Annotated in this window: 17 protein-coding genes; 12 read left to right on the top strand and 5 right to left on the bottom strand. The window is 60.1% G+C overall.

Features of this window, described 5'->3' with window-relative positions:
* Positions 1–354 precede the first annotated feature (354 nt).
* Entirely contained in the window at positions 355–501 is a 147-nt protein-coding gene (locus CH302_RS30405; protein ID WP_176460805.1) for a hypothetical protein, read from the bottom strand.
* Positions 502–1,188: 687 nt separating this feature from the next.
* Here CH302_RS30405 and CH302_RS28860 point away from each other — a divergent pair.
* Positions 1,189–1,980 carry a carboxymuconolactone decarboxylase family protein gene (locus CH302_RS28860; protein ID WP_037189148.1) on the top strand — a complete coding sequence of 264 codons (792 nt, stop codon included), beginning with the start codon at positions 1,189–1,191 and terminating at the stop codon, positions 1,978–1,980.
* A 150-nt stretch (positions 1,981–2,130) separates the two neighbouring features.
* On the opposite strand, the gene CH302_RS28865 is transcribed toward CH302_RS28860, so the two are convergent.
* Positions 2,131–3,525 (bottom strand): MFS transporter, encoded by a 1,395-nt coding sequence (locus CH302_RS28865; protein WP_052047464.1) that lies wholly within the window; start codon positions 3,523–3,525, stop codon positions 2,131–2,133.
* A gap of 119 nt (positions 3,526–3,644) precedes the next feature.
* Positions 3,645–5,291, bottom strand: coding sequence for a class I adenylate-forming enzyme family protein (locus CH302_RS28870; RefSeq protein ID WP_037189146.1), 1,647 nt, complete (start codon positions 5,289–5,291; stop codon positions 3,645–3,647).
* A gap of 212 nt (positions 5,292–5,503) precedes the next feature.
* On the opposite strand from CH302_RS28870, the gene CH302_RS28875 reads away from it, so the two are divergent.
* The 5 genes from CH302_RS28875 (at position 5,504) to CH302_RS28895 (ending at position 11,510) form a co-directional block, all read left to right on the top strand.
* Complete coding sequence (locus CH302_RS28875; protein WP_052047463.1) at positions 5,504–7,480, top strand: flavin-containing monooxygenase; 1,977 nt, start codon at positions 5,504–5,506, stop codon at positions 7,478–7,480.
* 61 nt (positions 7,481–7,541) lie between these two features.
* Positions 7,542–8,870, top strand: coding sequence for a histidinol dehydrogenase (gene hisD / locus CH302_RS28880; protein WP_037189144.1), 1,329 nt, complete (start codon positions 7,542–7,544; stop codon positions 8,868–8,870).
* Entirely contained in the window at positions 8,834–9,628 is a 795-nt protein-coding gene (locus CH302_RS28885) for an SDR family NAD(P)-dependent oxidoreductase (RefSeq protein ID WP_230596202.1), read from the top strand. Before hisD ends, CH302_RS28885 begins: the two co-directional genes overlap by 37 nt.
* Before the next feature lie 14 nt (positions 9,629–9,642).
* A complete protein-coding gene (locus CH302_RS28890) occupies positions 9,643–10,533 on the top strand; it encodes an SDR family NAD(P)-dependent oxidoreductase (protein WP_141215362.1) in 891 nt (296 codons plus the stop codon).
* The gene (locus CH302_RS28895; RefSeq protein WP_037189142.1) at positions 10,530–11,510 is read left to right on the top strand and encodes an NAD(P)H-dependent flavin oxidoreductase; all 981 of its coding nucleotides are present in this window, start codon (positions 10,530–10,532) and stop codon (positions 11,508–11,510) included. Before CH302_RS28890 ends, CH302_RS28895 begins: the two co-directional genes overlap by 4 nt.
* A gap of 23 nt (positions 11,511–11,533) precedes the next feature.
* Here the strand turns inward: CH302_RS28895 and CH302_RS28900 are convergent, their stop codons facing one another.
* A complete protein-coding gene (locus CH302_RS28900) occupies positions 11,534–12,181 on the bottom strand; it encodes a carboxymuconolactone decarboxylase family protein (protein WP_037189140.1) in 648 nt (215 codons plus the stop codon).
* Positions 12,182–12,338: 157 nt separating this feature from the next.
* On the opposite strand from CH302_RS28900, the gene CH302_RS28905 reads away from it, so the two are divergent.
* From CH302_RS28905 to CH302_RS28920, 4 genes are all read left to right on the top strand, one after another.
* Complete coding sequence (locus CH302_RS28905; protein ID WP_230596201.1) at positions 12,339–13,229, top strand: enoyl-CoA hydratase-related protein; 891 nt, start codon at positions 12,339–12,341, stop codon at positions 13,227–13,229.
* A 57-nt stretch (positions 13,230–13,286) separates the two neighbouring features.
* A complete protein-coding gene (locus tag CH302_RS28910) occupies positions 13,287–13,793 on the top strand; it encodes a nuclear transport factor 2 family protein (protein ID WP_037189139.1) in 507 nt (168 codons plus the stop codon).
* 2 nt (positions 13,794–13,795) lie between these two features.
* Entirely contained in the window at positions 13,796–14,572 is a 777-nt protein-coding gene (locus CH302_RS28915; protein WP_037189137.1) for an enoyl-CoA hydratase-related protein, read from the top strand.
* 128 nt (positions 14,573–14,700) lie between these two features.
* Positions 14,701–15,372, top strand: coding sequence for a TetR/AcrR family transcriptional regulator (locus CH302_RS28920; protein ID WP_037189135.1), 672 nt, complete (start codon positions 14,701–14,703; stop codon positions 15,370–15,372).
* A 27-nt stretch (positions 15,373–15,399) separates the two neighbouring features.
* Here CH302_RS28920 and CH302_RS28925 read toward each other — a convergent pair whose 3' ends face one another.
* Complete coding sequence (locus tag CH302_RS28925) at positions 15,400–16,266, bottom strand: crotonase/enoyl-CoA hydratase family protein (protein ID WP_037189134.1); 867 nt, start codon at positions 16,264–16,266, stop codon at positions 15,400–15,402.
* A 659-nt stretch (positions 16,267–16,925) separates the two neighbouring features.
* Here CH302_RS28925 and CH302_RS28930 point away from each other — a divergent pair.
* Both CH302_RS28930 and CH302_RS28935 read left to right on the top strand, forming a co-directional pair.
* Positions 16,926–18,059 carry a sugar ABC transporter substrate-binding protein gene (locus CH302_RS28930; RefSeq protein WP_037189132.1) on the top strand — a complete coding sequence of 378 codons (1,134 nt, stop codon included), beginning with the start codon at positions 16,926–16,928 and terminating at the stop codon, positions 18,057–18,059.
* Complete coding sequence (locus CH302_RS28935) at positions 18,056–19,567, top strand: ATP-binding cassette domain-containing protein (protein ID WP_141216751.1); 1,512 nt, start codon at positions 18,056–18,058, stop codon at positions 19,565–19,567. The genes CH302_RS28930 and CH302_RS28935 overlap by 4 nt, the downstream gene beginning before the upstream one ends.
* The last annotated feature ends 3 nt before the right edge of the window (positions 19,568–19,570 follow it).

Genomic DNA, 19,570 nt, shown 5'->3' on the forward strand with positions numbered 1-19,570 from the left:
TTCTCGAGCTGGGCACGGTCGGAATCGGCGATCAACAACGGTGCGGCGCGCATGAGTAATTCAACCAAACAAAACCGCCCAACTACTTCAGGCGCGCCGTACTAGGGTGGCCCCCTCCATCGCGGCAGCCCATTCGCGACAAACTTGAGACGGACGCTGACCGATCCCAGTCCCACCGACATGGAATCGCAGAGTCGGACCAGTTGCTGTTCTGATGACAGCCTGAGCGCCTCGTCACAGAAATACACATCTCCAATCCGTTGTACGACTTCCGTCGCACCTGAGGCACACTGCGGGCTTGTCGGTGAACAAGAAGAAGGTTCACCCGCTCTGGAACGAGGAGAATCCGCAGGTTCAGATCTGCCATCCACGCAGACGCACCGGCATCAACTCCTGCCCGCAGATCGAAGCCGATAGACCGAAACCGGCGTGCGCTATGAACTTCCAGTTCGATTCGACTGTTGATGGTAAGGCGATCAAGATCGCGTCGATGATCGCCACGCACTTCCGCAATCCGTGTTGACCATTGTGGGGCGGTCGACGCGAAACGACTGACCGGCGAGCTCGACAAGCCATCCGCGCTGTGGGGCGGTCCGCCGCTGATGCGTGGAGCGGACAACGGTACGGAGTCTATTTCGCATGTGCTGCAACAGTTCTGCCGAGACAATGTCGACATCTCCTACATCCTTCCCTGGATGCGTCGAAAAAACTACCCACCGAGTCTGGAGGCACCTGCCTCTGAGGGATCAACAACCAACTACCGAAGAGTGCCTGAATCGCAATCACTTGACGAATCTGCTCAACGCGAGGGTGGTGATCGAGGACCTCGGAGACGACCGCCACCATCGACACGGTCGCTCAGATACTCGCGACGGCGGAATACGCTGCCCAATGCACCCACCGCCACCAACCGATCGAGGGGTTGGGAGATGGACTGAAATCAACCAGCCCGGGGTTCAAGAACGCGGTGGTCCGACTATCCGGGATCTGCCAAGCCTCAAACCTGGTCGCCAGGATTCCAGCAGTTCAGGTGTCCCGGCAGTACACCCCTCGCCAGTGACTCCCAGCCGGGCGAATTGTCTGGTTTCGTGAAGGACGAGCCCGACAAATTCGAGCCTTCCAACACCCTGGAAACTTCGTCGCTGGAAACAACCACCAGCTCGAGTAGTACGGAAGAAGTTGATCACCATGAACAGGTTCAAACTGTCGGTCCTCGCCGCAATAATCACCACAATGTCACTTTTGACTGCATGCAGCCAGACAGGCGGCGAATCACAAAACGGTTCCGAGGGAACCTCCTCCGAGGGGACAATCGATACAGCTGCGCCTGCCCTTGCCGACTACAACACGGACATAATTGAGAATAACCTCTGGCAACGCACGGAGCTCGCGGCGCGCGACCGTAGTCTGATAACGGTAGCGGCGATGGTCACGAAAAATCAAAGTGGTGAGTTGCCTGACGAGATCGCGAGAGCGATGGACAACGGCTTGGAACCGGCTTCGATATCAGAGACAATTACCCATCTTGCGTTCTACAGCTCCTGGCCGAATGGTCTTGCAGCAGCTCGCGTGGCCGGACCCGTGTTCGAGCAACGCGGAGTCGAAGCCGCAGATCTGCCTGGCGGCGATGTGACCTTACTCGAGCAGGATCAAGTGGCAGAAGCGCAACGAGCCGCGGGCGTCCAGCGTGATTATGGTCAAACAGCCCCCGGCGTGGTCGAATTCACGACGGACACTCTCTTCGGGGACTTATGGCTCCGACCGGATCTCACGCCACGAGACCGTAGCGTGGTGACTGTCGCGTCACTCGTGGCGGCCGGCCAGACAGCTCAGATTCCGTTTCACCTAGGCCGCGCCTTGGACAACGGTCTCACACCAGCTCAAGCGTCGGAAACACTCACCCACCTAGCGTTCTACGCCGGGTGGCCGAATGTGTTCTCTGCGATGCCCATCTTTCGAGATGTACTGGCTGCCCGCTAAAGACGACGCGGGACCCCATTCGTCAACGGCACAGCTCTATACAATTCACCGCCGTGGGCGGATAGGGTCTCCTGTCGAATGCTCGGCCAAGCAGTGGAACGATCCGAAAGGGCCAGGCGTCGCATCAATGAGACTGGTACGTGAACCGACTTAACGTCGATACTGATTAGATGCAGCAGTGAAGTTGGGCTTCGTGTTCCCTGCACCGTCGGACACAGAATCGACGACAGATCGGGAGGTGGCGGTGGCGAGAGCAACGTCTTTGGTCTCCGGCGTGTACCGCAGGACAATCATGCCGACGACTCCCGCGACGACCACCATTGCAGCAGGAGCAGACGGACTTACCGCGTCTATCAGGCTGCCAGCAATTATCGGTGTGAAGCCTCCGAACACTACTGTACCCATTCCGTAGGACAACCCATGCCCTGAGTACCTGCTCGACGTCCGGAAGAGTTCGAGCATCGTCACGATCGACCCGGAAACGAACAGGGACGTAGCAGAGGCGAGCAGCAAGCTGCCGCCGAACGCACCCCAGAACGTGGCGGTATTGACCAAGAACATCGCAGGGAACGCAATAACCGTCATGTAAGCCGCGCCTGCCCACATCAACGGCTTTCGGCCGACACGATCTGCCACCCGCCCCAAGACTGGAACCAGAATCGCAATGGAGGCCCCTGCGAGCGTGTTGGCCAGCAAGGCCGTGTTCGGATTCATGCCAAGGTTCGAGACCATATGGGTGTAGAGGTACGTGATCCCGAGGTAGTACGCGATCAGCGTGGGCGCAAGGAGCAGGAACACCCGCAGCAGGGCGGGCCATTCCTCGACAACTGCAGTCTTGAGCGGGTTCTTGCTCGCAGCTACGCGTTCCTTCTTAGCCTTGACGAACTCCTGAGGATCACTGAGTTGCAAGCGGATCCAGAGACCACCACAAGCCAGAAGTGCACCGAGGAAGAACGGTAGACGCCAACCCCAGTCGGTGTACGCGTCGTCACCGATCGCTCCACGCAAGCCGATGATCCCGAAGCCGAGCACCAGGCTCGGCAGAATGGTCACGGCGTAGATAATGCCAATCCATGATGCTCGCTTGTCCGACGGTGCCGATTCCAGTACGAAACTCAGTGCCCCGGAATGCTCTCCGCCAGTGGAAAATCCCTGGATCAACCGGAAGATCAAAAGAAGGACTGGGGCGGCAATTCCGATACTGGCATATGTCGGCAACAATCCAATTGCTCCGGTTGCCAATCCCATCAACAAGATAACTGATGCCATGACGCGAATACGACCGTATTTATCGCCGAGATACCCGAACACGACTCCTCCCAATGGGCGGGCAATGAAGCCGACCGCGAAGATCGCGAGCGTCCCCAGCACTGCCGCAGAGGGATTGGACTTCGGAAAGAACAGCAGTGCGAGCGTCGGTGCTGTCACTGCGTAGGTCACGAAGTCGAACCATTCCACGAAAGTTCCGACTGCTCCGCCGAAGAGACGACGTCGGGCCGTGGGTTCTTCGATCAAAGCGACTGCGGGCGTAGATTCCTGAATCATGCAAATTCCTCGGTTCAGAGAAGCGCCGGGCAACTGCCGCAGCGGGGGAATTGATTCGTGGGACCTTCTATGCGATCAACACTAGCGTTGCCGACCGTGACAGGCAACACATTCGTTGATCACGAACTGGTTGCGGCCACCTCGCGGAGGGCCCTCTTGTTCATCTTCGTGGCCGACCTCGGCCACTCTTCCGCGCTCAGAAAGAACACCTGACGTGGGACTTTGAAGCTCGCAATCTGTCCCCTACAGAACGCAATGATGTCGTCGGCACTTACAGTGGCACCTTCGCGCAATTCGACGAACGCGACGGGCACCTCATCGAGTCGGCGGTCGCGCTTCGCGACGACCTGCGCAAGTACGACATCGGGGTGCGTACACAGATATGACTCGACCTCGATGGCGGGGACGTTCTCACCACCCACCTTGATCATGTCCTTCAGCCGGCCCTCGTAGCGAAGATGCCCACTACTCAACGTGCGAAACAGATCTCCGGTGTGCAGCCAACCTTCCTCGTCGATTGCGGCGGCGGTCTGCTCCGGGTCTCGGTAGTAGCGGGTCATCATTGCGTAGCCCTTCACGTAAAGCTCACCCAGCTCGCCGAGCGGCACAATACCCAACGTCACCGGGTCTACGATCTTGACCTCTACCCCATGTACAGGCATCCCGGAGGTGACCGCCCTCAATTCGACGTCGTCTGTAGGCTTGGACAGGGAAAAGTGACCTGACATCTCGGACATTCCAGATCCGTTGATGAGCAATGCTTTCGGGAATCGTGATTGGACGAAGCGCATCTCGTCGGCACTGCCGACCGTGATCAACGACGTCGCATCCTCCAAGTCAACCTCCCGGAAGCCCTGTGCGTCCATCAAAGTATCGAAGGCCGACTGGAACATCGGCCACAGCGAGGTCGGACGCCACTTGCGCACCATGTCCAGCGCCCGCCCACCGTCGAGATACACGTCGGTCAGATACGTCGATCCCATTGCTACACAGGCAATCAGGCCCTGCAGTGCCGCGATGTGGAACAGCGGTGCCGGTGACCAGAACACCCTGTTCTCACGCGGCTCAGGGAATGGGACGGCCTGCGCCGTGCGTCCGATGGGCCCTCGTGTCACGGCCTCATGCGACAACACGCAACCCTTGGGTGAAGCAGTGGTTCCCGAGGTGTAAATGATTACGGCGTCGTCGCGCAGTCGCACCCGTTGTCTTCGCACCTCGATGTCGGCCTTCGTCACCGAGTGAGCAAGTTCGTCCACCGCTGATGCACCGACGATCCCGGGTCCCCCTTCACCCTTCAACATGACGATTTCTCGAAGGTGTGGTGCTTCGTGGAGCGCCAGGCCCAACGAGTCGCTCGTCGCCACTCCTGGAAAAGCTGCAGTCAGTTCCGTTCGGAAGTCCGTGCGGGGTGCGAGTGCGTCCGTGGTGAGCACGACCGAAATCTCGGAATGGGCAATGATGTAACTCAGTTCGCGACTGCGAAGACGTGGGTTGAGCGGCACGAGTACTGCGCCTGCGAGCGCCGTACCGAACGCGGCCTCGACGAATTCGCGTGAGTTGGGCGCAAGCACGCCGACCTTGTCACCGGCCCGCAGCCCGAGGGCGATGAGCAGGCGGCCGATACGGACCGCGCCGGCCGTCATCTCCCGGTACGACAGAGTCTCGTTCGGCAATACGAACGCGGGATGATCGGGAAATCGTTCGCCGGAACGGATGAGCACATCGCCGAGGGGCATGCATTCGCTGAACACGGACTGGTTGTACATGGACCTGATCCTTGCATTCGTAGATCGTCCCAAGTCGATTCTTTTTGGAGACGGGGCTTTACGGGCCGAATCCGAATACTAGGCCGGTCCCGCACGGTCGTCAACGCTCCCGTTAACGGTCATCCGCTTTAACGAAATTTGTTTCAACGCATATGTTGACGAGTCGTTAACGATCATGTTGACTGAGTGAGAAATCTCGATACGGAGGAACGATGACCAACACGACGACCAAGGTGCATCACAAGACCGAGTCGCACGGCGCACCTGCCTTGACAGAAGACGAGGTTCGCGAGGCGGTCGAAGGAGCCTCGGTACCGGTGCTGCTGATGGTCCTCTACCAGGTGACCGGAGACGAGTCCTGGATCGGACCGCGATTCGCTCCCAGTCATTTCCGCGGAGTCTCACCTCGCCCGACCGGCGATATTGCCGAGGCCGATCAACGCGTCGTCCGCGACGCAGCCGTCGACGCGATCGCGTCTTTGCTAGCGCACCGGCGCCCGGTGCTGGATCTGCACGACGTTCGCGACATGGAGAAGGCCGCGAGCTTTTTCCTCGGTGAACCGATCGACCGGCGATACGCAGCGATTCTGACCGAGGAACTCCGTCGACGCTCCGCCGACAGCGGCGACCTGGACGAATTACCGGACGTCACCCCTCCTGCGGGGACGCGCGCCATCGTCATCGGAATGGGGATCTCCGGGCTTGCCGCCATCCACCTACTGCAGCAACTCGGTATCGAGTTCACCGTGTTTGAGCGGGGTACCGATGCCGGCGGCGTGTGGCATCAAAACCGCTACCCCGGCGCGGGTGTCGACACACCGAGCCACCTCTACTCGTTCTCGTTCGATTACCGAGACTGGGATAGACATTTCGAGCTCCGGGACGAGCTCTACGAATACTTCAACGGCGTGCTCGACTCGTTGGATGCCCGTACCGAGGTCTCGTTCGAGACCGAGGTCGTGAGCGCCGTATACGACGACAACACCGCACTATGGACCGTCACCACCCGAAGCCGGGACGGTGATCTGGACACCCATGTCGCGAACATGGTCATCAGTGGGGTGGGTTCGCTGAACCAGCCGAAACTACCGTCGATCGCGGGGCGCGAGAAGTTCGGGGGACTTCAATTCCACTCGAACAGATGGCCGGATGGCCTTGATCTCACCGGCAAACGTGTAGCGATCGTCGGGGCAGGCGCGAGCAGCCAACAGATCTCACCATCGATCGCTCCGATCGTCGAACACCTGGCCATCGTGCAACGGTCACCGCAGTGGGTTGCACCCTTCGACCAGTTCCGCGAGGAAGTGCCTGCTGCCGAACGCACACTCCTGCAACATCTTCCGCTCTACAGGGCGTGGAACTGGATCGGGCTCTTCTATCAGCACGGTGACAAGATCATCGACGCACTCAGGGTGGATCCGTCGTGGCCGCACCCCGCACGGTCGGTGAACCGGAGAAACGACCGACAGCGCGAATTCCTGACGGGATACATCGAGTCCGCCTTGGAAGGACGACCCGATCTGATCGAAAAAGCCGTCCCCGATTATCCGCCCTTCGGCAAGCGAATGCTCCTCGACAACGGGTGGTATCGAACTCTCAAGCGCGAGAACGTCGATCTGTTCACGAGCGGTGTCTCGGATGTGACGCGAACCGGACTCACATTGTCCACGGGTGAACAACTCGACGTCGATGTCATCATCTGGGCAACAGGATTCGAGGCTGCACGGTTCTTGAGTTCACTCGAGGTACGCGGCGAGGGAGGGCTCGACCTCAGCAAGGCCTGGGACGACGACGACCCCCGCGCCTACCTCGGCGTTTCCATTCCGCATTTCCCCAATTTCTTCATGCTCGGTGGACCGCATTCGCTACCGGGTAGCGGAAGCTTCATGTACTTCATGGAGCTTCAAGCTCGGTACCTCCGTGACCTTCTGGCCGAAATGTTCCGCAAGAACTTCATTGCTATCAGCGCAACCGAAGACTCTACGAACCGATACAACGAACTCGTCGATACGATGCACTCCAAGACGGTGTGGACCCATCCAGGATTCGCGACTTACTACCGCAATTCCAAGGGCCGAGTCATTTTCGTCATGCCCTTCCTGAACGTCGAATACTGGGAGATGGTCAGACTCCCCGACCTCGCGGACTTCGACATCCTCGAAGACGCAGCGGTTCAGCAGGCACGGTAGTGCGGTCACCGTCGCATCGGATATTTCCCGACCCCACCAGCACCACAGAAAGGCGGCAATCATGCCCGACACACTTCATCTGAAGACACCCGCAAAGGTCGACACCGCGACCACCGGTGACCCCTCGGTCGCGGACACCGTATCCACGGTCATCGCCGACATCCGCGACCGCGGTGACGCTGCGGTCCGCGCATATTCCGAGAAATTCGACAGGTGGAGCCCGGAAAGCTTCAGACTGAGCGCAGAGAGAATCGACGAGATCATCTCGACAGTTCCTGCCGAGGTCATCGCCGACATCGAGACCGTTCAGCGTAACGTCCGAGTTTTCGCTCAGCATCAGCGCGATTCCTTGCACGACTTCGAGGTCGAGACCTCGCCGGGTGTCCATCTGGGACAACGCAATCTGCCGGTGTCCGCGGCCGGAGCATATGCACCGGGCGGTAGATACCCGTTGGTCGCTTCTGCGCACATGACTACCGTGACGGCGAAGGTCGCAGGCGTTCCACACGTCACGGCGTGCACCCCACCGATCCGAGGCGAAGTCCCTGCAGCAACCGTTGCCGCGTTCCATCTCGCAGGTGCGGATGACATCTACCTACTCGGTGGTGTGCAGGCGGTTGCTGCAATGGCACTCGGCACCGAAAGCATTCGGAAAGTCGACATGCTCGCCGGCCCCGGCAACGCCTTCGTTGCCGAGGCCAAACGCCAACTGTTCGGCCAGGTGGGAATCGACTTGTTCGCCGGGCCAACCGAGGTCTTGATCGTCGCCGACTCGAATGCGGACCCGTTCATTGTCGCAGTGGACCTTCTCAGCCAGGCCGAGCACGGCCCGGATTCGCCTGCCGTTTTGATCACAGATTCCGAAGCCCTCGCTCGCAGCGTTATCGAGCACATCGACGCGATCCTGCCCGACATGCCTACCCGCGACTTCGCAGGTGTCGCATGGCGAGACCACGGACAGGTGATCGTCACCGCCGACATCGAAGCCGCTTACGCCCTCGCCGACACATTTGCGTCCGAGCATGTGCAGATCTTGACCGACACGCCGCGTCGAGCACTAGAAGCTATGAGCAATTACGGTGCACTCTTCCTCGGCGAGAAGACATGTGTTTCGTACGGAGACAAAGTGATCGGCACCAATCACACCTTGCCCACGCGCGGTGCAGCGCGTTACACGGGAGGGCTGTGGGTAGGAAAGTACCTGAAGACCGTGACCTATCAGGAGATCACCTCGGAGTCAGCGAGCGCCGAACTCGGAACCCTCTGTGGAAGAGCTGCGCGGGTGGAGTACTTCGAGGGCCACGCCCGCTCGGGTGATGTGCGTGCAGCGAAGTACGGCGGCGCACCGCTGCCATGGGCTCCAGCCACGCTCTCGGTCCGGCCGCGGTAGACACTGTGCTCACGTTCTCGCTTTCAGGAAAGACTGCTCTGGTCACCGGAGCGAACAGGGGTCTGGGAAAGGCCATCGCAGGAGCGCTCACCGAACTCGGTGCAACAGTCTACGGGACATCGAGAACCGATGCCGGTGTTCGGCACATCGAATCCGAGCTCGGCACAACGGGTTTCGTTCTCGACCTGGAGGACGTGAGCTCGATTGCGCCCTTCGTCGAGCGTTTCAGTGCACGTCTGCGCGGCACCTCCCTCGACATTCTGGTCAACAACGCGGGGGTCAATCACCCCGCACGGGCACTTGATGTGACGATCGAGCAGTGGAATTCCATTGTCGACACCAATCTGCGAGGTACGTTCTTCCTCACCCGAGCCGTTGCACAGCAATGGGTATCGGCCGGTACCTCTGGTGCTATCGTCAATATCGGGTCTCAAGCAGGCGCGGTGGGGATCGAGGAACGCGCGGTGTACTGCGCGACCAAGGGTGGCCTCGACCAACTCACCAAAGTTCTCGCACTCGAGTGGGCCCCACACAGCATCCGAGTCAACACTGTTGCCCCCACTTTCGTACGGACCGAGTTCACCGCTGACACCCTGTCGCGACCCGGGTGGGGCGAAACTCTGCGCGCTCGGATCCCGTTGGGCCGCTTCGGGGAACCCGAGGATATCGTCGGTGCCGTCGCCTTTCTGGCCGGCGACGCAGCCGGTCTGATAACCGGCCACACTCTGCTGGTCGACGGCGGTTACACCGCGTGGTGAAAGGTGAGGAACGCATGAACATGACCGGGGCATCGTTGAACAGCGAATCCGTCGTCGTCATCACCGGTGCCGCGACCGGGATCGGGCGAGCGATGACGCTATCGTTCGTCGCTCGTGGAGCTCGAGTAATCGTCGCCGACATCGACGAAGCGGCTGCCGACGGACTCGTCACCGAGGTGTCCGAGCTCGGCGGAACAGCCTTCGCCGCAAGAGTCGACGTCAGCAATGCAGATTCGGTCGACCTTCTCGCCGATTCGGTCTTCTCTCGGCACGGTCGTGTCGATGTTCTGTGCAACAACGCCGGAGTGTCGATGCGGCCCCACCGCGCATCCTGGAACGCGTCGATCAGAGACTTTGCGTGGGCGATGGAGGTGAACTATTTCGGCGTGGTGCACGGGATCGTGAGCTTCGTGCCCAGAATGCGCGAGCAGCCCGGCCACAAACACCTGGTCAACACATCGTCTGTGACGGCGCTCGACATCGCTCCTGGACACGCGCCCTACGCGGCCTCCAAAGCCGCAGTCACCGCACTGTCCGACGCATTGCGATACGAACTCGAGGACCATGGCGACGACTTCGGCGTCACCGTGTTGTACCCAGGCCTCGTCCCTACTTCGATCGCGACCAGTGAACGCCTCCGGCCCGGCTCCGATAGATCAGCGGTTCGCAATATTGTGGCCTATGAGCCCGAACGAGCCGCGACGCTCACGTACAACCTTCCCGTAGCAGCAGAGACACTCGGCGAACTCGCCGTCGAGGCCGTGTTGTCAGGCCAGAACGCAGTGCTCACCCACGGCTACCCCGATGCCGAGATCGAGGCGCGCTTGAAAGACCTCCGAGACGGAGCGTCGGACCGGACGCTTCAGCAACTCACTCGCCACCTCAGCAAGGAAGAACCCCGATGATCTCCACCCGATTCACGCAAGAGTTCGATATCGAACATCCGATAGTGTGCGGCGGGATGACCGGAGCCGGGCGAGCTGTCTTGATCGCCGCCGTCGCCAATGCCGGTGCGCTGGGATTTCTTTCGGCCCTGACGCAGCCGACGCCCGCTGCCCTGGACGAAGAAATTCGAAGAACGAAGGCCTTGACTGATAGGCCGTTCGGCGTAAATCTGACAATACTCCCCACGATCGCGCCCGTTCCTTACGACGAGTATCGCCAGGTCATCATCGACAACGGAATCTCGATTGTCGAAACAGCCGGCTCGAGCCCGAAGGACCACCTACCGTCACTCAAGTCCGCCGGTATCAAGGTAATTCACAAGACCGTCGCCGTGCGGCACTCGATCTCCGCGCAGAAACTCGGCGTCGACGCGTTATCCGTGGACGGGTTCGAGTGTGCAGGTCACCCCGGCGAGGACGACGTATCCAGTCTTGTACTCATTCCGGCCGTCGCGGCACGCACAGACCTACCGATCATCGCTTCGGGCGGATTCGCCACCGGCGCAGGCCTCGTCGCGGCTCTCGCGCTCGGCGCGGACGCAATCAATATGGGAACCCGCTTCGTCGCGACTGCGGAAGCTCCTGTGCATCGCAACGTCAAAGATCGGATTGTGGCCAATACCGAACGCGATACCAATCTGATCTTTCGTAAATTCCGTAATACCGCGCGAGTTGCCAAGAACGCGGTATCTGACGAGATCCTCGACGTCGAGAAGCGAGAAGGAACGACATTCGAGGACATCGCATCGCTGGCGTCGGGTGCTCGGGGGCGTCAGAACGTTCTCGCTGAAGGCCGGATGGATGACGGACTGTGGTGGGTCGGACAAAGCCAGGCGTTGGTCACCGACATTCTGAGCTGCGCGGATGTCGTGAAGCAGATCATCAACGACGCCGAAGAATTGATCGACCGCCGATTGACGGGCCTCGTCGCTTACTAGCGTCGAGTAGGCCGATGCACGCCCTACTCGACGCCGATGAAACTCGGAGATTCGGCACCGAGCCTCAGCGCGTGATCAATAGCTGCACGTCCTGCACCCATCCTGACAGCATTTCGTAGATGCATCCGCATCCCTGGTAGGTATCTATGCGCTGTCGCTGCATCCGACGCCATGCTGATGAGTTCTTTCGTGATGTTCGGAACCAACTGTGCCCGGAACGGTAGTCCGCAATAGGTAATGAATCCCTCGAACGCTTCGGGAGACATCCGGAGCAGGGACTCCAAGAAGCCTGGAATCTCCTCCTGCATGGTAGTCCAGTACTTCGTGCCACCGATATGTTTGTCCCACAAATGTTGCCGCTGCTCGTCCAGGGGTGGCCAACCACCCTCCGGGCAGGCCGCCGATGCCAGGGCACGAGAACTCTCGAAGAATGCATGGACTCCGACGCTGGATTGCAGCGTAACGATCTCGTGCAGCTGGTCGAACGTCGCTCCCGCCGCAACTGCACGTTCCGCCCATCTCCTGCTTCCGAGGGTGTCGAGGGACGAGGAGGTGGCGCGGAGTGCGAATTGGATCAACGCAACTTGGATTTCGGTCAGACCGTCCCCGTCGGGAACCCCTTTCAACAGCCGTGCCGCTTGCGTGTCGACCTGTTGCTGGCTGACTGTCACGACTCTCCTCGTCGATCGAAAAACGTTGTCGAGCCGAGCTTATCGACCTCACTGAAGTGTTGGCAACACAAGTGTTGACGGCGTGGTACCGGCTGCCTAGTGTGACGAGTACAGAAGCGGCGTCTCGAACCGGACACGTCTCGAATCAAGGAGCCACATGCCCGAACATCCGGCAATGCCCGACTACGTCAACATCCGGGTCGAGCACGATTCACCCGTGTCCTGGATCGTGCTGAATCGACCGGACAAGGCCAATGCACTGTCCAACGAACTGCTCGACGAGTTCTCCGACGCACTTGCGCGGCTGAAACATTCGGGCGAACCGGTGATCGCCATCCGGGGAGAGGGTAAAGGCTTCAGCGCCGGATACGACCTTGGACAAGTCGCGCCGACCACGGCCGCGGACCCCGTGGCCGACCGTACCCGATTGCAGAGGAATATCGATCGGTATCTCGCCATCTGGGACCACCCCAAGCCGGTTATCGCAGCAATTCACGGATACTGCGTCGCCGGAGCAACGCAGCTGGCCACCTTCACCGATATCACCATCGTTACCGAGAACGCGAAAATCGCCGAAGTCACCATTCCGATCGGGGCCGGTTACGTCTCGCCCGTCTGGGCAACTCTCGTCGGACCGAAACGGGCCAAGGAATTTGCGTTCGTTCCGGGCAACAGCATCGACGGACGAACCGCAGTCGAGTGGGGCTGGGCGAATCACGCCGTCCCGGAAAGCGAACTGATAGCGCGCGTGGCCTCGCTCGCACGAAGAATCGCTCAGGTGCCGCCCAGCCTGCTGACCATCAAGAAGGTTTCGATCAATCGCGCGATGGAGGCGATGGGAACTCGTAATGCGCTGGGAGGTATAGCGGATGCGGACGCATTGGCCCACATGACCCCAGAGGTAGCAGCCTTACGTGCCCGCATCGCCGAAGAAGGCCTGAAGTCGGTGATCGAATCGTTCCGCGTCGCACCGACTTCCGATCTCTCAGCACCGACCCAGGCTATTCCCTTCACAGGCAACGGTACCGTTGACGAGCTGTCAACATGACCGTAGACTGACATGAACCATGGAACCGGATCGACATCTGAGAATGAATGGAGCGTCATGACTTCGGTCAACGAAGACAACATTATGGAAGTCGTACAGCGTCTTGTAGACGAAAGGGATATCGAACGAGTCCTTTTCCAGTATGCGTTTCATCTCGACGCAGCCGACCCCCAGTCGATGCTCCCCCTCTTCGTCGAGGACCTGTACGTTGCTTACGGCCCCTCCCACGGTGCCACCGGCGCAGAAAGCTACCTCGATGTGCTTTCGAACGATAAGACTGGAATCGCCGCATTCTTCGCAGGCACGAGTCATCACGTCAGCAACATCGTGATCGACTTCGTGAACAAGGACACTGCGAAAGTGCGGTCGGTTCTCTACGCGTGGCACAAGTACTACCGAGATCGTCCGGACGGGATCGTGTACGCCCAGTACCACGACGAGTTCACCCGGACCGACGAGGGCTGGAAGATCTCACGTCGCGAACAGAAGACGGCCGGAACCGAGAATTACCACGCGAAGGCCCACGCGCTCGTCCCGACGCCACGCACACAGAAGACGAGCTGACCGTGTCCGACGAACTTCTCTACGAGGTCCGGGACCACGTCGCCTACCTCACCTTGAACCGTCCGAAGGTCCTCAACGCAATCTCGGCCGAAGTCGACGAGCAGTTGGCAAATAGATGGGACGAGATCGAGGACAACCCAGATATCTGGGCTGCCGTGCTCGGAGCAACCGGCGAACGAGCATTTTGCGCAGGTGCCGACATCAGCGGCGGTACGGCTGCGAGCCCATCCCGGCGTGCACTCGGAGGCGGCCTGACCGGCGTGGGAGGACCGCTTCGAGTACTGAACAAGCCCCTGATTGCGGCTGTCCAAGGCTACGTCCTCGGCGGCGGGTTCGAGCTTGCCATGTGCGCCGACATCATCGTCGCCGCAGACAACACCCAATTCGGCCTTCCGGAGGTCAAAGCCGGAATTATCGGCGAATCCGGCGTTGTTCATCGGGCAATTCGCCATCTCCCGCATCGCATCGCCATGGCACTGATCTTGACCGGTGACCGTATGGGGGCGCAGGACGCCTTGACTCACGGCCTGGTCAACGAAGTGGTCCCGTTCGAGGATCTGGATGCGGCCGGGTTGAGATGGGCGAAGAAGCTCACCACCGCGTCGCCGTTGGCTCAACAGGCGGCCAAACACGCCGTCCTTTCCCGCGCCTCGTACCCGTTGGAAGTGGCACTGTCGACCAAGTTCGAAATGATCGAGGCCTACGCCGCATCGTCCGACGTCCTCGAGGGCCGGAAAGCGTTCGAGGAGAAGCGCAAGCCACAGTGGGCGGGGAAGTGACGCCGTGAGCCCCTCGCAAGAACGGCGCGAGCGAGGCCGGTCAACAGTGGCCTCTCGTAGCGGAATTTGTCGAACCTATACTGGCTGAACCATTCGAGAAGCGACGGTCACGAAGGCGAGGCAGGGCTGTGGCGAAGTCACCAGTCAGCGGAATTGCAAAACGGCGTAAGAGCGCGCTGACCGAAAATTCGGCCGACTATTCTGCAAAGCGAGCTGGGCTCCTCAGGGTCGCCGCAGAAGTGTTTCGCGAAAAAGGTTATGCCGCCGCATCATTGAATGACGTTGCGGCGGCATACGGCACCGACCGAGCTTCGCTCTACTACTATGTCGGCAGCAAAGAAGAACTGTTCCAGGAGTGCATCACGAGCACCGTGGTGACCAACTTGTCACGAGCCGACGAGATCGTGGCCAAGAAGCTACGACCGCGGGAGACGCTCGAAGCTCTCATTGCGATGCTGCTTGCATCTCAGGTGGAGCACTACCCCTACATGTACGTCTATATGCAGGAAGACTGGGGCCGGGTGTCATCGCTCGACTCGAAGTGGGCCCAGGAGATGGTGGACAACACCCACAAGATCGAGAAGTATTTCCTGGACGCCATTGCACTCGGGGTTGCCGACGGTACGTTCCGACCCGATCTGTCGAACACGTTGATAGCAAACAGTATTTTCGGCATGACCCAGTGGACGCATCGGTGGTTCGTGCCCGGCAAGAGCCGGTATTCGGCAGAGGATCTCTCACGCGTGTTCTCTGCAATATTCTTCGACGGAATCATGGCGGAGGGCGCAGCCGAGGACTGACAAAGCAGCCAGTGCGCGAGAGTCCGTTCACCCGAGGTCGGGTACGTCTGCGGCCGTACCCGAGAACCTCGGCTTCCGTTTTTCCAGGAATGCGGCAACGCCTTCCTTTCCGTCACCCATCGAGGCGTGCCACATGGCCAAACTTTCCCGTCGATGCGCCTCCACGGGATGCGCCGACCCCGAACCGGAATACACCAGTCGACGAGACAGTGCGATGGCTGACGACGAACGCCCGGCGACGAATTTTCGGGCCAGCTCGATTGCCGCAGAAAGCAATTCCTCGGGTGGATGCACCGATCTGAGGAGCCGACCCGCCAGCGCCTGGTCGGCATCGAGAATATCCGCCGAGTAAATCCACTCGAGCGCTGTTTGCAGGCCGACAATCCTCGGCAGGAAGTAGGAAGACGTGGCTTCGGGAACGATGCCGAGTCGACCGAACACGAAGCCGATCTTTGCATCGGTGGAGGCCATGCGAATGTCCATCGCAAGAGTCATCGTCGCGCCGATACCGACCGCCGCACCGTTGATCGCAGCAATGACGGGCTTGTCGCAGGAATGGATGGCAAGCGTGACTTTCCCGCCGGTGTCCCGAACACCGGATTGGAACGGCTCCTCGGCCAGCCGCTCGCGCATGTCCGACACCGTCGGACTCAGCGACTCGTCCAACCCGAAGACATTTCCCTCGACAGCCAGGTCCATGCCGGCACAGAACGCTCGACCAGCACCGGTCACCACGACCGCGCGTATCGCCGGGTCGATGCGCACACGCCGGAATGCGCTCTCCAATTCTTCTGCCATCGTCACCGAGAATGCATTCAGATATTCAGGCCTCGACAGTGTCAGAACAAGAATGCCGACTTCATCGACGGACCAGTCGAGTGTCTCGTAGTTCATTTGCCTCCTTGACTACTTATCACCCTGGTGAACAGGCTCGACCTGGACCTCAGACTGTCCGTGCCATCCGTCCAGTCGTTGGCGACGAAGTGCACGCTGAGTGCGTCCCGCGAGGCGGGTGCTGGGAAACTCTTTCCTCAGAATCGACCATTATCGTCACACTCCCACCACAGCCTGTCAACAGTCGCGTTGCCGACCTCGCTTCGGCGCAAGCACGACCCTTGAATACTCGGCCGAAGTCAATGGCCGAACATCAGAACGTGTCGCAGTCGACGACTTACAGGGAACGGCGGAATTTACTCGCGAAGCGCGCGACAGCCCGAATTCCTGCCGAGACGATGCTCAACGTCGAATTGCCCCCAACCGTTGCAACCATTGTGCATAGCCGACGGCTATATGCATGATTCAAGATCGGTATTGGACACAGAGACATCCGGGCGCGTTAATAGTCCTGCACGAATGTGACACAGAACACCACTTGTCCCACCGGGCCGTCGATTGGGCAGCGATCGACGTGCTGCCCAATGAATCTTCACGAACACGTGTCGCTGACTGGTTCATGTGCATCTGAACAATTTGCGATCCACGCTGGCTGCATTCCTCAAAGGACCCTCACCTGTCCGGTAGCTCTCCGGACCCATTTCACGAAAGAAGCCTCTGTGAAGATCAAATGGATCGTGCCGGTCGTCGGCCTACTACTACTGACCACCGCGTGCGACTCACAGGCAGCGTCCCAGGACCGGACCTCGACGCAGGACTTATCGTCCTTTCAAGCGGTCGTCGACGACGCGCTGGCACCGGTGACCGACTGGACAGGCCCGACCGAAACACCGACACCACCGACCGACATCTCGATAGCAGTCGTGGTCTGTTCCGGGTCCGTGTCGGGGTGTGTGCGGCAGGCAGACGGGGTGACACAAGCCGGTGAAGCCCTGGGGTGGACAGTTACCCGGTTCGACGGCAAGGGCGATCCGGTCGGACAAAACCAAGCGATGACCCAAGCAATCAATAGTGGCGTCGACGCCATCATCCTCGCCGCGACAGATCCCGTTCCGCTCAGTGGCGCAATCGAACTCGCTGCCTCTCGGGGAATTCCGGTTGGAGCCGCAGGTCTCGGCATTGCCGCAACCGATGGCGTGTTGTTCGACGTCGCTCCGGACTACACGTTGTGGGGTGACCAGCTCGGATCGTGGATTGTCACGGACTCCGGTGGTACGGCGAACTTCTTGCCGACCGTCGACCGAGAGTTTCCGAGTTCCCCGGCGATCGCCGATGCGATGGTCGCAGCAGTAGACCGCTGTGACGAGTGCGTAGTCCAAGACACGCAGCAGTTTGTCGTGACCGACATCGGGAACGGCCTCGGCCAGCGAATTGCCAGCGCACTGCAGGCAGAGCCGAGCATCGACTACGTCAGCGGAGCGTTCGATTCGGCAGCAGCCGACATGGTGCCCGCAATGGGCAACACGGGCCTCTCCGATCGTGTCACGCTCGTGTCTTGCGTCGGCGCACCGCAGAACCTTGGGTTCATTCGCGACGGCAACATCCAGGCCGCCGATGTCGTTCAGGACGACGTCTTCCTCGGTTACGGTGCTGTGGATCAGATGATCCGGGTCCTGTCGGGTCAGCCCCTCTGGGAGACACCCGGTGTCACCGATGATCGTTTGCGATACAGCCAGGGCGCGCCATCGCGCCTTTTGACGATCGACAATGTCGACGAGGTCACCGACCAATACTGGGTCGCCGAGAACGGTTACGTCGACCGTTACCTCGAACTGTGGGGTGTCACGCCGTGACCACCCCAGTGCGATTGGCCGTACGGAACCTCACTGTCTCCTATGGTCAACACGAGGTAGTACACGGCATCGACTTCGCTGTAGAGCGCGGTTCGATCGTGTCTCTGCTGGGCGCAAACGGGTCGGGTAAATCCACCACGGTCAAAGCATTGACCGGAGTCAATCCGCTGCATGCGAAGTCGCAGGTCACGTTCAACGACAACCCAATTCGCGCCAAAGACCTCACCCCCGTAGCCGCCCGGAAAATCGGAATCCGGGTTGTTCACCAAGAGTCACCACTGATCGCAAACATGACGGTTGCCGAGATGACCGCGCTGCACACGGGGTTTCCCCTCGTGGGCGCCACCTTTGTCCAGAGGAGGGCATTGGCGCGAAAGACCGAGGGCATACTCCGCGAGTTCGACGTCGCGGTCCACCCGAACACGCTCTGTGCGGACTTGACGGCGGGCGAACGGGCGTTGGTTTCACTGGTGATTTCGATGGCCGGCATCTCTCCCGAACGCGCACTGTTGGTACTGGACGAAACGACTGCTCCGTTGTCCACTCGCGAGGCCGCGCGACTACTCGATCGAGTCAGAGGTGTCGCAGATCGGGGATTGTCAGTATTGATGGTCACCCATCGCCTGCCCGAGGTACGCGAATACAGCGACAGAACGATCGTGCTCCGAGACGGCAATCTCGTCAGCAACATCGGTGCCGACGATTTCTCGGAGGCCGACGTGATCCACGCAATGGTCGGCGGCGCGGGCCACAGCGCTTCCTCGCACGACCACGAGCGCAGCCGCGGTCGCGGTCGCGGTCGCACCGATCGTCCTGCACTCGTCGTCGAGAATCTGGCCGGAAACGTCAGCCGTGAGCTGTCCTTGGCAGTCGGCACCGGGGAAATTCTTGGTGTGACGGGGCGATCGGGCGAAGGAGCCTCCGAGCTGCTTCGTCTCATAGGCGGGGTCGAGTCCACACATGTAGGAACAACAAAGATAGACGGCAACGACGCACCGATCACCGGTGCACGGGACGCCATCAGGGCCGGGATTTTCTACCTTTCCCTCGACCGACTCAACGAAGGCGGCATCGCGCTGATGACGGTGCACGACAACGTCGTACTCCCCCGAGTGGAACGTTACGGTGCCAATCGGCGCCGAGCCGCGTCCGACGTCGACCGGATGATTCGCGAACTCGACATCCGTCCGGCCGACCCGACCGTTCCGTACGCAAGCCTGAGCGGCGGCAACCAGCAAAAGGTGCTCCTCGCCAGGTGGCTGCTTTTGGAGCCGCGGATATTGCTTCTCGACGATCCCGCGGTGGGCGTCGACCCAAATACTCGCGAGATCATTTTCGACACCTTGCGCGAACTGGCCGCCCGCGGGACCACCGTCATCATCCGCTCGAGTGAGCCGGAACATCTCGTTCGTCTATGCGACCGCGTCATCGTCGTCAACGGTGGGCGCATCGTCGAAGAACTAACTGATCTCAATCTGGAGGACATCAGCCGTGCAACCTACGCATAGTGA

Origin of the sequence: Rhodococcus sp. 15-2388-1-1a (assembly GCF_002259145.1) — a bacterium.
In the GTDB taxonomy this organism is placed as follows: Bacteria; Actinomycetota; Actinomycetes; order Mycobacteriales; family Mycobacteriaceae; genus Rhodococcoides.